General features: G+C 37.4%; 12 protein-coding genes. 4 read left to right on the top strand and 8 right to left on the bottom strand.

Going from position 1 to position 13077, the window contains the following annotated elements; translation table 11 throughout:
• Positions 1-37 precede the first annotated feature (37 nt).
• Complete coding sequence (locus GXW81_RS02345) at positions 38-1360, bottom strand: alginate export family protein (protein ID WP_161531032.1); 1323 nt, start codon at positions 1358-1360, stop codon at positions 38-40.
• A 227-nt stretch (positions 1361-1587) separates the two neighbouring features.
• Between GXW81_RS02345 and nrfH the strand changes: the two genes are divergently transcribed.
• The 4 genes from nrfH to ccsA all read left to right on the top strand — a co-directional run bounded on the left by nrfH (position 1588) and on the right by ccsA (position 5783).
• On the top strand, positions 1588-2193 hold the full coding sequence (gene nrfH / locus GXW81_RS02340; RefSeq protein ID WP_064971004.1) for a cytochrome c nitrite reductase small subunit: 606 nt from the start codon (positions 1588-1590) through the stop codon (positions 2191-2193).
• 22 nt (positions 2194-2215) lie between these two features.
• Positions 2216-3682, top strand: a complete 1467-nt coding sequence (gene nrfA / locus GXW81_RS02335; RefSeq protein ID WP_161531031.1) for an ammonia-forming cytochrome c nitrite reductase — start codon at positions 2216-2218, stop codon at positions 3680-3682.
• 77 nt (positions 3683-3759) lie between these two features.
• Positions 3760-4986, top strand: coding sequence for a cytochrome c biogenesis protein ResB (locus tag GXW81_RS02330; protein ID WP_161531030.1), 1227 nt, complete (start codon positions 3760-3762; stop codon positions 4984-4986).
• A gap of 2 nt (positions 4987-4988) precedes the next feature.
• The gene (gene ccsA, locus GXW81_RS02325; RefSeq protein ID WP_109475270.1) at positions 4989-5783 is read left to right on the top strand and encodes a cytochrome c biogenesis protein CcsA; all 795 of its coding nucleotides are present in this window, start codon (positions 4989-4991) and stop codon (positions 5781-5783) included.
• 61 nt (positions 5784-5844) lie between these two features.
• Here ccsA and GXW81_RS02320 read toward each other — a convergent pair whose 3' ends face one another.
• From GXW81_RS02320 to GXW81_RS02290, 7 genes are all read right to left on the bottom strand, one after another.
• Positions 5845-7053, bottom strand: a complete 1209-nt coding sequence (locus tag GXW81_RS02320; protein ID WP_161531029.1) for an NAD(P)/FAD-dependent oxidoreductase — start codon at positions 7051-7053, stop codon at positions 5845-5847.
• Positions 7054-7094: 41 nt separating this feature from the next.
• Positions 7095-7955, bottom strand: coding sequence for a ferric siderophore ABC transporter substrate-binding protein (locus GXW81_RS02315; RefSeq protein WP_161531028.1), 861 nt, complete (start codon positions 7953-7955; stop codon positions 7095-7097).
• A 4-nt stretch (positions 7956-7959) separates the two neighbouring features.
• The gene (locus GXW81_RS02310) at positions 7960-8358 is read right to left on the bottom strand and encodes a biopolymer transporter ExbD (protein WP_153938514.1); all 399 of its coding nucleotides are present in this window, start codon (positions 8356-8358) and stop codon (positions 7960-7962) included.
• Between the two features lie 16 nt (positions 8359-8374).
• Positions 8375-9055 carry a MotA/TolQ/ExbB proton channel family protein gene (locus tag GXW81_RS02305; RefSeq protein ID WP_013446946.1) on the bottom strand — a complete coding sequence of 227 codons (681 nt, stop codon included), beginning with the start codon at positions 9053-9055 and terminating at the stop codon, positions 8375-8377.
• Between the two features lie 96 nt (positions 9056-9151).
• Positions 9152-9607, bottom strand: a complete 456-nt coding sequence (locus GXW81_RS02300) for a hypothetical protein (protein WP_161531027.1) — start codon at positions 9605-9607, stop codon at positions 9152-9154.
• 322 nt (positions 9608-9929) lie between these two features.
• Complete coding sequence (locus GXW81_RS02295; protein ID WP_161531026.1) at positions 9930-10649, bottom strand: DNA-binding domain-containing protein; 720 nt, start codon at positions 10647-10649, stop codon at positions 9930-9932.
• 59 nt (positions 10650-10708) lie between these two features.
• Positions 10709-12607 carry an FISUMP domain-containing protein gene (locus GXW81_RS02290; protein WP_161531025.1) on the bottom strand — a complete coding sequence of 633 codons (1899 nt, stop codon included), beginning with the start codon at positions 12605-12607 and terminating at the stop codon, positions 10709-10711.
• Positions 12608-13077 lie beyond the last annotated feature (470 nt).

The raw sequence follows: 13077 nt of genomic DNA, 5'->3' as shown, positions 1-13077 counted from the left end.
CTCCTTTTTTATGGATTGTATTAAGTTTTATTTTGACTTAAAATTTAGCTTTTAAAATCTGAGGGTTTACATTTAAACTTACCCAAAACCAATCTTGATAAGGGTTGGCTGTGCTTTTATTTTTAAGATATCTCAATGATTCTGTGTTTAGGAAGAAAGAATAACCACCTACAATACTTACATTAGGCATCACATTATATCCAAAAGTGAAATCCCATTCATTACCAAGGTAAGAGGATAGCTTTTTATCATTGCTGTAAATGTTAGCTCCAGAATAGAATAAATGGGTATTTAATCCTAGATTTAGTGACGGGCTAACCTTTGCAGATAGCTTAACATGGGTGTCTAATAATCCTACATTTTTATGAGCGTTCCCTACATAAAAATAATCCATGAAACCATAGAATTTATGGTGAGTTCCATAAAGTGGGTCGAATGAGTTAGAAATGTTATCGGTTCTGTTGGCATCGTCGCCAGAGAGATAATCTGCTCCGATGCTGATATTGAGAGGTTTTGCAACTTGATAACCTAATGAACCAGAAAGTAAATAGGCAGATTTTTTAGTACCCAGAGCGTTTTTTCCCATTTGATAATAAGATGAGAAATGTCCGTTCCAAGCGTTTTTCTTACCAAAATAATTCATACCAAAAGTTTGTAAGTTATGTGTTTTGGTATCAGGTAATAAATCGTTTCGGTAGCCTAGGTTATTCAATAATATTGAAAAATAAGAAGTTTTGGATAGTTGATGTTTAAAATGAATCAACTGAAGGTGCTGGTACGGCTGCGCATCTGTAGGAGTAAAAAATTGACCTATTGGATTATTTACATTAAGGTTGTTGTTTTTATAATTTTGGTTAAAAGCGGCATAAGTAATTACGCTAGTATTGTTTTTATTCCATTCTAGGGCTAAAGCGTCGTGGCTTCTTCCTGCAGGATGCCAGTCAAGGCTTCCGAAAATTCTATCATCATCTAGAGCTATCATTTGGCGTCCTACTCTAGTTCTTAGATTTTCGGATAACTTTAAGTCTGCATATGCTTCGTAGATAGACATTCCTCCTGTTGGGTCAACGGTTTGTACTTGGTTAGCTTGCCCCCAAATATTGATGTTTTGTACTGAGAATTTTACCTTTAATAAGTCTTTGTTAGAGTAATTCATGCTCAGTCTTGTTCTGTTGTGTGTGAGAAAAGCATTCTGCTCGCCTTGGTTTAATGGAGTGTAGGCTCCGTTTCTGTACTCAGTTCTTGGACGAATTTGCAAGGACATGTCGAAAGTATTGTCTTTGTTTGAAGAATCCTGAGCTAATATTTGAGAATGAGATAATAGAAAAATACTCAATAAAGGTAAATAATAAGTTTTCATAATATTTATTATTAAGTTAATAATTCAAATGCTAGACAAAATTAGTATCAAATCAGTTTCTAATAAGTGTATTTTGTTGTGATATTTGTCATAATGATATTTATCAGTTAATATTTATCATTTAATCAAGGTTAATTTTTAAAAATATGATAATTATTAGGTGGTTTTATTAGGAAGAAATATTTAATACTATTTACCTTTGTCTAGTAATTTAAAAATAGACCCCTATGATGAAGAGAGAAAACTATGAAGGTAAGTCTAAAACAAATAGACGGAAGGAAAGATGGTTATTTCCTGTACTATTAGGAGTAGCACTTGGGTTATTTATGTATGTGTTTTACATTTCTAAAGCGTACTCTTACCTTTCAGATGATCCTAAAGCCTGTGTAAACTGCCATATTATGGCTCCGGAGTACTCTACATGGTTTCACTCTTCTCATGGTAGGGTAACTAATTGTAACGATTGTCATGTACCTCACGACAATGTCTTCAGAAAGTACTATTTTAAAGCAATGGACGGTATGAGACACGCCAGTATGTATTCTCTAAGAATGGAGCCTCAGGTAATTAAAATTAGAAAACCAGGGGAAACAGTAGTTCAGGAGAATTGTATCCGTTGTCATAATGATTTGAATAGTGTGGTGGGTACAGCCTCTGTAACAGCAAGTATGGCTCATAAGGACGAAGGTAAACTATGTTGGGAGTGCCATAGAGATGTGCCACATGGTAATGTAAGAGGGCTTAATTCTGCACCTCATGCTAGAGTGCCTTTGGCGGAAACTCCAGTGCCTGAATGGCTTAATAAAATGACAAAAGAAAAAGCAAACAAGTAGAAAAATAATAATACATAAAGTTATGAAACGCAAGAGTTGGTTAATTGTAGGAATTTTAGGAGTGGTTATTTTTGGTTTGGGGATGCTTGCTAATTCTATTATGCAGAGAAAGGCAGAGTCTATGCATCTTTCTAAAGCTAATAATAATATTAAAGATTTTGAGTCTAGAAATGAAATTTGGGGAGATTCTTACCCTCGTGAGTATGAATCTTGGGCAAAAACAGCAGACACTACTTTTAGATCTAAACATATGAGTAGTAACGATGACGACTTGCTAGAAGAAAGACCAGAAATGGTAATCCTTTGGGCGGGATATGCTTTTGCAAAAGATTATAAAGCACCTAGAGGGCATTTCTATTCAGTGAAAGATGTGGTGGGTACTCTAAGAACAGGTGCTCCTGATGCTAATCATCCAGATGTGCAACCAGGGACTTGTTGGACTTGTAAAAGCCCAGATGTGCCTAGAATGATGAACCAAATGGGAGTAGAAAACTTCTATAAAGCTAAGTGGTCTCAACTTGGAAGCGATGTGGTAAACCCTATTGGTTGTGCAGATTGCCACGACCCTAAGACTATGAATTTAACCATTACTCGCCCTGCATTGGTAGAGGCTTATCAAAGAATGGGTAAAGATATTAAGAAAGCAACACACCAAGAGATGCGTTCTTTAGTCTGTGCACAGTGCCATGTGGAGTATTACTTTAAAGGGGATAATAAATACCTTACTTTCCCTTGGGATAAAGGTATGTCTCTAGAAAATATGGAAGAATATTATGATAATGCAAAACATGTAGACTTTGTACATAAGTTGAGTAAAGCACCTATTCTAAAAGCTCAGCACCCAGATTTTGAAGTTTATAATTTAGGTATCCATGCTCAGAGAGGAGTGTCTTGTGCAGATTGCCACATGCCATATAAGTCAGAAGGAGGGGTTAAATATACAGACCACCACATTTCTAGCCCATTGGCTAATATCAATAATACTTGTCAGGTTTGTCATAGAGAGTCAGAAACTACTCTTGCTCAGAATGTGTACGAAAGACAAGATATGGTATATCAACTTAGAAATAGATTAGAAAAGCAGTTAGCAAAAGTTCATTTAATGGCTAAATTCCTTTGGGATAATAATGCTACTGAGCAAGAAATGAAACCTGTTTTAGACCTTATCAGAAAATCACAATGGAGATGGGATTTCATTACTGCATCACACGGAGCTGCGTTCCACGCACCACTAGAATCTCAGCGTATTTTGGGTGATGGTCTTTACTTAGCAGTACAAGCTGAAGCGAAGATGAATGATATTTCTAACAAGAAAAATATTAGTGGTAAGTTTGTAATGCCAGATGTAAGTACTAAAGCTAAAGCACAAAAATTCATTGGTTTAGATATACCTAAAGAATCAGCTGCTAAAGCACAGTTTATGAAAACCGTAGTTCCAGAATGGTTGAAGAAAGCAAAAGCTAAGGGAGTTCTGATAAAAGATAAATAAGACTAATAATATTAAGCTCCTACATTTCTAGTCGAAGTTGTGGGAGTTTTTATGTTTATGAAATAGATAGAATTGATATGAAATTTGAAAATACATTAACTAGTAGAACTCAGTTTAGAGATGCCTTAATTATCAATTTAGGGTTGTTGGCGTTGGGAGTTCTTCTTCAGTATTTTTTAGGAAATATTCCTAAACAGTATGTTTCGTTTCCATATAATATAGGGGCTGGTGTAGGCTTTGTATTGGTATGGACGCTTATTTTTAATTTCTTCAAGCAGAAGAAAATCATTAGTTTGCTAGATAGCTCACCGTTTGCTATTGTAACTACCATTGTTTTAGGCTTTTTGAGTATAGGTTTGGGCGTATTTAATGTGGCTCCAGAATCTACTTATTATAATACACTTAACAAGTTGGGGGTTAATCAGATTACGACTACATGGTATTTTGCCTTGATTTTCTTTATTCTATTGATCAATTTGTGGTTGAGTATTCTCAAGAGAGCCTTGGTTTTTCAAGCGAAAAACATTACTTTTTTACTCAATCATTTTGGGTTATGGTTAGCTTTATTTGCTGGAGTTTTAGGTCAGGGAGACCTTACGAAACTTAAAATGACTCTGCAAGATGGTCGTCCCGAATGGAGAGCAGTAGATGAGAATGGACATGTGGTAGAGCTACCACTAGCACTTGAACTCAAGAAGTTTGAGATGGAGATTTATCCTAACAAGCTATTCCTTATAGATGAAAAAGGGGAAACTTTACCAAAGTCTAAACCAGACGGCTTTATGTTGGAAAAGGTAGGGGCGACACATACTTTTGAAGATTGGGAGGTGAAACTGGTAGAATATGTACAAAATGCAGTTATTGTTAGAGAGAACACTTACGCTAAAAACCCAATGTGGGGAGCAACTAATGCGGCTAAGGTTATTGTAAAAAATAAAAAAACACAAGAGCAAAAAGAAGAGTGGATTTCTTGCGGAAACTTTATGTTTCCACCTAAAGCTATCAAGCTAAGCGAAAATAGAACTTTGGTAATGTCGCCACCAGAGGCTAAAAAATATCAGTCCGATGTTTTAATTTACCAAAAAGAAAGCTCAAAAGTGGAGGAAGGTAAAATATTGGTTAATCAGCCACTAGAAGTTAATGGTTGGAAAATCTATCAAGTCAGCTATAACGAAAACTTAGGGCGATGGTCAGATATTAGTGTGTTAGAATTGGTGCTAGACCCGTGGTTACCGTTGGTGTATATAGGTATTTTTATACTTATGTTGGGTACTATTAGTTTTTTATTTCAAAATCGTAAGTAGTTATGTGGAGTGTATTTAGTTATATCGTATTTTCTTTATTGATATTGTGGGTAACCTCAGGAGTTCTGTTATTATTCAAAAAGAAACCATTGGTTAATTTAGCATTAGGACTTCACTTGGTGGGGATTGTCGTTTTAGGATATTTTATTTCCAATTTATGGATAACCCTAGAGAGACCACCTTTGCGTACTTTGGCAGAAACTAGAATTTGGTATGCCTTTTTTATCTCGGTAATAGGCTGGGTATTGTATTTTTTATACAAACAAAAATGGATTTTGCACTATGCTATCGTAATGGCAGGTGTTTTTACTCTGATTACCTATTTCAACCCAGATACCATCAATAAAACTTTGATGCCTGCCTTACATAGCGTTTGGTTTATTCCGCATGTGGTGGTGTATATATTTGCTTATGCGATGTTTGGTATGGCGACATTAGTGGCTGTTTTTGGGCTTTACCGTTATTACAAAAAAGAACAAGTAGGGGAGACAGTACAGCTGATGAACCAGTTGGTAAATGTAGGTTATAGCTTTTTAACATTAGGACTTCTGTTTGGAGCATTATGGGCAAAGGAAGCATGGGGACATTATTGGACTTGGGACCCTAAAGAAACTTGGGCATTTATAAGTTGGTTAGGATATTTGGTGTATATTCACTACAGATTTAAGTTTAAAAATGAAGAAAGTACGATGCCGTTTTATATCATCATAGTGGCATTCTTGTTATTGTTGGTATGTTGGTTTGGAGTTAATTACCTGCCAACCGCACAGAATAGTGTGCATACTTATACAGGATAAAACTTTTGAACAGAATGATAATAAAAGAACCGAGAAAATATACATCTCGGTTCTTTTAGTTTTATATTGAATTAAGGTCTTGTGCGATGAGCCACGCTTCGCTCCAACAGGCCTGAAAGTTGAATCCTCCAGTAACGGCATCTATATCCAAAACTTCTCCTGCGATGTAGAAATTAGGAAGTATTTTAGATTTCATGTTTTTAAAATCAATTTCTTTTAGATAGACGCCTCCAGCAGTTACAAATTCTTCTTTAAATGTAGATTTGCCTGTTACGGAAAGCTTCTTTTTACAGAGGTTTTCTATGATAGTTTGTGTTTCTTTTGCGGAGAGGTGAGCCCATTGTTTTTCGGAGTTGATACGAGAAACTGCTAAAATGCTTTGCCAAAAACGATTGGTAACATCAAAAGGTTTTCCTTGGCTTAATGTTTTCTTTGGGTGGCTTTGCTTAAAATCTTGGATAAGAGTTTCGGCATCATTAGGTGAAATTCCAACAAAATTAACCTCAATACTAAAGTGGTAGTTTAAATCATTTAGCCTTCTAGCTTCCCAAGCCGATAGTTTTAAAATGGTAGGTCCGCTAAGTCCCCAGTGAGTGATGAGTAAAGCTCCTGCTTCTTCAGACTTTAGTTCTGGTATTCTCACTTCTGCCGACGGAAAACTAGTGCCTGAAAGTCCTTCTAGTAAGTTGTCTTTGATGTTAAAGGTAAATAAAGAAGGGACGGGCTTTACAATAGTATGTCCTAAGCTTTCCATTAGCCTTAATGCCTTAGGAGAGCTGCCTGTGCAGAAAATTACAATATCCGCTAAGAAAGACTCTCCATTAGTAATAATGAGATATTGATGGTCTTGCTTAGAGATAGATTTTACTGTGGTTTTAGTATGGATTTCAATGTTTTTCTCTTTGACAGAAGAAAGTAGGCAATCGATAATAGTTTGGGAACGGTTAGACTCTGGGAAGATTCTATTGTCGTCTTCAATCTTCAACGAAACACCTCGTTCTGAAAACCAAGCCATAGTATCATCAGGTTGAAATTTACTAAAGACACTTCTAAGTTCCTTATGACCTCGTGGGTAAAACTGAACCAAATCTCTAGCATCAAAACAAGCGTGGGTAACATTACAGCGTCCGCCTCCTGATATTTTTACTTTCTGTAAAACCTCTGCATTTTGTTCTAGTATGCAGACATCGTATTTTGAGGTATCTATATTAGCTGCGGAAAAAAATCCCGAAGCTCCACCTCCTATAATAACTATATTGGGTTTATTCATCTTGAATTTCCTTATATCCTAAAATCCCTTTTGATTAGGCTTTAGAAAGTGATTTTGTAAGTGCCAGTAGAAGAAGTGTTAGCTCTTTCTGCTTTTACATATTTCTTTACCCACTCTATGGTTGTATTTACGGCACAAGGGTCTGTAATACCACCACTTCGTCTAGCCGAAATTACATTACCCGCTTTATCTACCACATAAGAAATGCTAATGGTGCCTGACGCTGAACACTGGTGAGACGGCTGTGAACCACCACGCCCCATAGTTCCAGGTATAAATCCGATTAACTTTCGGTCTATGCCGATTTTACTATCGCCATTGCTATCACCACCTAGTGGGTCTCCTGTATTTCCAGAAGTGTTTTGGGAACTCCCTTGAGCTCCTTTGTTGGTGCCTCGTCCTCTGATGAGGTTGCCAATAGCTTCGTTACCTCTGCCATCACCTTGGTTGGTTGTGGTTTTATTTTGTGCAATGGTACTACTTTTTTTAGGTGTCGTGGTTTCTTTCTTTTGGGTGTTTGTTGTGCTTTCTTTTGTAGGTTTAGAGGCTACTTTTTCCACCTTTTCAGCACTTGTTTTGGTATTTTGCCCTGTGATAATTTTCTCTTTAACCACTTCTTTTTTGGGTTGAGGTTCTACAGGTGTAGGTTGTATTTCTTGTATTGGTGTTGGAGTCTCGGTGGCGGATAGACTACTCTCTTGGTTTTGGGGTTCTTCAGGAAGGTTACCCTCGTTTTGGTCTCCAAAATTGATGAGCATTGTGCTTACGACTTCCTCCTTTGGAAGTTCTCTAGTAAACGAATAAAAATACAAAGCTAAGAATACCAAAAGGCTAATCAAAAATGTGATAATGGCACTTTTGACTTGGTCTTTTCTTTCCGATGTATTTATGGTTTGGCTCATAAGTTTACTTTTCTTGTACGGTTGCGATAGCAATATTGTAGCGGTTTCTTTCGGCGATTTCCATTACGAAAACGACATCTTTGTGTCTCGTATTTTCATCGGCTCTTATTGTAAAGGAAGGTTTGGTTTCGTTTTTCAATAAGGCATTAAGGGTAGCTTCCAGAGTTTCCTTATTTACAGCCTTATCGTTTACGAAATAGTCGCCTTCTGGAGAAATGGTAACCGAAATAGGGTCTTGAGTTGCAGGAGAGCCTTCTGCTGCTTGTGGCAACTTTACTTCTATGGCACTTTGGCTAATAGCAGAGGAGGTTATCATAAAAAATATCAGCAAGAGGAAAATAATATCCGTCATAGAAGCCATACTAAACTCCGCACTTGCTCTATTTCTGCGTTTTAATTCCATAAATTAATTTTTTAGTTTATAATGGCTTATTGATAGCATCTAGGAATTCCCCTGCATGAATTTGTATTTTAAGCACTAAACGGTCTACTTTAGTTACGAGGATATTATAGAAGAAATAAGCTGGAATACCCACAAAAAGCCCTGCGGCAGTGGTTGCCATAGCGGTATAAATACCTGATGCTAAAAGTTTAGGGCTTACGGCTCCTGTTACATTAGAGATTTCAAAAAACGCCATAATCATACCGATTACCGTACCTAAAAAGCCCAACATAGGAGCGGCACCAGAAGCAGAAGCTAATAAGTTGAGGTTTTTCTCAAGTTTAGACACTTCTAGGTTACCTTGGCTTTGCATCGCATTGCTAATATCACTTATGGGGCGACCTATTCTGCTAAGCCCTTTCTCTATCATTCTGGCTTCAGGGGTATTAGAGGTCTTGCATAAATCTATAGCGGTGTCTATTTTACCTTCATAGACGAAATCTTTAATATTATTAAGGAAGTTAGGGTCGGTCTTAGCCGCTCTACGAATAAAAAAGTAGCGTTCTAGAAAAATATACAGAGCGAGTATCCCTAGTAAGAATATAGCTATCATAATCACATTAGAGATGATGCCACCTCCGAATAATATTTCCCATAGAGAAAAGACTTGCTTTTCTGTATTTGTGGTTTGAGATACCATTTGTATGCTGTCGTTCATTTTTAAAATAAATTTATGTTATACTAACGAAAAAAGCCCTGAGATATTACTTAGGCTAATTTCTCAACTTGTTTGGATGTTATGAATTATCTTTTGTTAATCCTCTATCTCTATAGAATCTTCCTTAAAATGGCATTTTAGTTTAAAGGAAAGAGGCTCGTCAGAATTAGTGTAAAAATCTGAAACTTCGCCTTCCCATATAAGTTGTAAAACCCCTTCGTCATTAAGGCTAAACGAAAGTTGATTGTCTAAAAGCTCTGTTTCATCATCGTCGTATAAATTGATTTCGGCGTAGAGTTCTTCTTCATTATTGATGTTGAATGTTTGTCCTTCTAAAGCCTTTGATGCGATGGGGAAGTCCGAAATATTAAGTGCCAGTTGAGGAAAACGGTACTGTAAAGAGTCGTCTTCTACATGATCCATGTCCTCGCTGGTGATGAGCTCTACCTCTAATAAGATTTTATCGTTACTAAGAACCGATTTGCAATAGGTTTTACTGAAGTGATATTTCAGTGTTTCTTCTGGGTGATAGATTTTTAAAATCCCTTTCATTTTGATATGAAAATTAAATCTGTTTTTTGTTTTAGCAAAGATAATTTTTTTTAGAGAAAATAAAGCTAAAGCAACTAAAAAACTGATTGATAAGTATCATGCCTTATATCTAGGTTGGTTATTGATATGTATTACGATGTTTTATATAAGGATAGACTACTTTATCATGTCGTATGGTACGACTTGCTAATATCGGAATGATAGACATTACCGTGTCGGAGGTTTCGACATTGGGCAGACTGTTTGTGATTATGCTATCAGAATAAAAATGCCCACCACTACAATTTAAGAGTGGTGGGCTTTATAGATGTTATTAAGACCATTACCCTATCACTACGGGCGTAGATAAAGTTTCGGTTCTAGGGTCTTTGAGTAGGGCGTTGCCACTACTTCTTTGCGTGGTGATGCTGAGTTCATAGTTACCCGCCTCCAAATCCGAAGGCACGAGGATAAGCACCCTCGACGGCTCATTAAGTACAATATGCTCTGCTGAGAGTTTCACTTCTTGCTGAGTGTCTAGGTTTTTGAAGACGATGCCGTTTTTAGGATTGTCGCCATCTATTTTAATGTAAGTACCTTTGATTTCGGCATTCTTACCTTTGGTAAGGGTGCCGTCTGCTTTGCCTGTGGCTTTATCGGTGATGCTGAACACGCTCATTGGGCTGGATTGTTCGCCGAGGATTTCTACCTTGGTATCGTTAGCGGCTTTTCTTAGGTCGGTGCCTTGGTTCACATTTACATACACCGAATGTTTCTCCTTATCCCAAGTCTTATCGTAAAATATGCCTTTAATGGCAGGACGCATATACACTAGTCCAGTATTCACACTGTATCCGTTAAGTACCAACTCCGAAGCCTTACGGTTAAAACGGGTGATAATATCCACCGCCGTTTCGGTTTGTATCTCCATACCCTCTTTTTTTAGAGCATCTATAATTTCTGTAATGCCAAGGCTACCGCCTAGAAGTGGCATGGCTACAAAATCGCTCGGGTCGTCTTTTGTCAATAGGTTGGGACGCAACCACGCTTTTAAAGTGTTCATAACATATATTATTTAAAGGATGAATATTTTTATAATAGAGTTTTAATTTATGGAAAGGGTTAATCCTTGATGCAGCGGACACTGAAGCCGTTTGTACGGTTGCTGCTGTCGCTTACACTACTACTACCAATGCCAAACCATAGGTTCCACGAGTAGCCGCTATTGCTCTGATCGCTGCTCCACAAACGACCATAGTTGCTCTGACTATTGAGCTCTGCATTGTAGGCGTAGCGGTGACCACTCGCAGGTAGGTGGAGGCTCCGTTCATTCCACATTTTGTTGGAATTAGTGTTACTAGTACCTGTACTATAACCTAAAATCGCATTATGTAAAGCCTCTTGCTCGGCATTCGTAGGCACATGATAACCCACAGGACAAGGATTGTTAGAACCGTTAGCCTGCCATAAATCTTTATTAGTAGATGCATTATTTAAGGCACTATCTACCCAACTGTAATTATTTAAGCCATTACCTATGATAAACAAGCTATGATTAGGGGTTGTCCAAGAGTTAGATAAAGAATTTGTGTTCGTATATTTTGGAGTACCATTAGTATCACTGGTCCAAGTGATAAGTTCATGTCCGTCTGGTTTCCTTTGCCATTGGAAGAGCGAACCATAGGCGCGCCAATCTTTTTTGATATGATCGGCAGTAAGTGTACTAGGAGCTTCTGCTGTAGTTGTTTTTGTATAATCAAGAGCCCCTGCCTGATGGGTTGGGTTAAACCAAGGCGAATCTACACGAGCGTATTCCGCTCCAAGGTTGTTATTAAGCCAAGTTCTGCCATCTGGTCCCTCTACTGGGATATAAATGAATTGGTGCTCTTTTTCTGTAGCTGAACCATAACCTACACAATCAAAAGTAGTCTTACTATAACAACGATCAGGGATACCACCTATACCTTTGAGTACTATATTATACGGCTTATCATTAAGTGTGTAAGGAATCGTAGCAATAATGTACTCTTCCCCTGGAGCTAACATTTTTACTAAATATTCTTGGTCACCTCCGCCTACGGTAATAGTAGCGTCTAAAGAGCCTGTTACTCCGAAATTACCCGCTGAAATATTAAGTGTAAGAGTATTGGTATCATTACCTTGTCCAGAGGCGGTGGTTACTGGTGCGGAGGTAACTGCATTATAAGAACCACTACCATTGGTATAAGGGATTTTTACTACCAATTTATTAGTAACATTGTCTATTTTACCTTGATAAGTAAAACCATTATACTCTAAAGACGCCACATACTCGGCTTTAGGTGAAGTAATAGTTGCTGAACCTAAGCCCACTTGTGTTTGTTGGTCGGCTTGAGCTCCAAGTTTACTAAAGCTAGCTTGTAAAGTTCCTGCTTCAGGTGTGCCACTTATTGTATACGACAGCACTGCTGACTCTCCAGAATTTAAAGCAATAGGATTTCCTGAGGTGCATGATGCCACGCTACCTATAAGTGTAGAGCCGTTGAGTTTTTGCCACTGACAGTTAGAAATGGTAAGACTACTTGTACCATTCTTAATACTTACAGCATCGGCAAAAGAGGAGCTAATATTAGAAAACGAATTGTTCTCCAAACGGAATTTTACACGGTTAGCTGTTGTAAATGAAACTCCCCCTACATAAGCCCCCTCAAACCCTACTGCCGTTACTGTGACGCTTTGAGATTTAGCTGATGCAACATCAGGTAAACATGCCCATTGGTGAACTCCCGAAATAACACCTAAGTACATTTCTAAACACCTTTTTTCTGTGTTGTAAATAATAGTGCCTTCTTCGGTTGTTTCCGAAAAAGCTAAACGCTCTGCTGTCGTAAATTTAGGGAATAGCACTCCTTGTGCCTGTGTGACAGGAATAAGGGAGTTTTTCTTCACCTCTAAGGTGGCTTTTGGGTTGTTGGTATTGATACCAACTTGTGCTTGTAATGCTATTGGAAAAAACATTACACAGAATAGAATCTTTTTCATAAGGTTTAATATTTTAAGATTATAGATATTAGACTTAAGAGTTGAGGTGATACTAAATTCTAATCTTTCATATCTCACCTCTAACCTAAAAAAACGCCTTCCCCCTCTAAACACACACAAAACGAGAGGAAAGGCTAAAACAGAAAGAACATAACGCTCCCTCTGAACACTAAAAGCACCCAACAAGAACGACCATGTTATGAGACAAAACAATGGTGCTTTTAGCATGTATTTATGAAGGCTAAAATTAGAATGGTGTAAACGCAAAAAACCTCCAACGAAAGTTGGTGGAATTATATTTATAATTAACGATAAAAGTTGAAGTAATTTTCTAGATAATACGACGCATACCCACGAAACTATTTGTGTGTGTGTGTGTGTGTGTGTGTGTGTGTGTGTGTGTGTGTGTTTACGAAATTATTTGGAACAGCCAAATAATTCGGGTACTTTTTTACATTTGTTTGTATGTA

It is taken from the genome of Riemerella anatipestifer, from assembly GCF_009932355.1.
In the GTDB taxonomy this organism is placed as follows: Bacteria; Bacteroidota; Bacteroidia; order Flavobacteriales; family Weeksellaceae; genus Riemerella; species Riemerella anatipestifer_E.
Note: the sequence above shows the minus strand (reverse complement) of the source record. Positions and strands in the feature narration are given on the sequence as shown.

What these genes read in the sequence shown, in the direction of transcription:
- GXW81_RS02345 (WP_161531032.1), bottom strand. Translation starts at nt 1,360, where the DNA reads ATGAAAACTTATTATTTACCTTTATTGAGTATTTTTCTATTATCTCAT.
- nrfH (WP_064971004.1), top strand. Translation starts at nt 1,588, where the DNA reads ATGATGAAGAGAGAAAACTATGAAGGTAAGTCTAAAACAAATAGACGG.
- nrfA (WP_161531031.1), top strand. Translation starts at nt 2,216, where the DNA reads ATGAAACGCAAGAGTTGGTTAATTGTAGGAATTTTAGGAGTGGTTATT.
- GXW81_RS02330 (WP_161531030.1), top strand. Translation starts at nt 3,760, where the DNA reads ATGAAATTTGAAAATACATTAACTAGTAGAACTCAGTTTAGAGATGCC.
- ccsA (WP_109475270.1), top strand. Translation starts at nt 4,989, where the DNA reads ATGTGGAGTGTATTTAGTTATATCGTATTTTCTTTATTGATATTGTGG.
- GXW81_RS02320 (WP_161531029.1), bottom strand. Translation starts at nt 7,053, where the DNA reads ATGAATAAACCCAATATAGTTATTATAGGAGGTGGAGCTTCGGGATTT.
- GXW81_RS02315 (WP_161531028.1), bottom strand. Translation starts at nt 7,955, where the DNA reads ATGAGCCAAACCATAAATACATCGGAAAGAAAAGACCAAGTCAAAAGT.
- GXW81_RS02310 (WP_153938514.1), bottom strand. Translation starts at nt 8,358, where the DNA reads ATGGAATTAAAACGCAGAAATAGAGCAAGTGCGGAGTTTAGTATGGCT.
- GXW81_RS02305 (WP_013446946.1), bottom strand. Translation starts at nt 9,055, where the DNA reads ATGAACGACAGCATACAAATGGTATCTCAAACCACAAATACAGAAAAG.
- GXW81_RS02300 (WP_161531027.1), bottom strand. Translation starts at nt 9,607, where the DNA reads ATGAAAGGGATTTTAAAAATCTATCACCCAGAAGAAACACTGAAATAT.
- GXW81_RS02295 (WP_161531026.1), bottom strand. Translation starts at nt 10,649, where the DNA reads ATGAACACTTTAAAAGCGTGGTTGCGTCCCAACCTATTGACAAAAGAC.
- GXW81_RS02290 (WP_161531025.1), bottom strand. Translation starts at nt 12,607, where the DNA reads ATGAAAAAGATTCTATTCTGTGTAATGTTTTTTCCAATAGCATTACAA.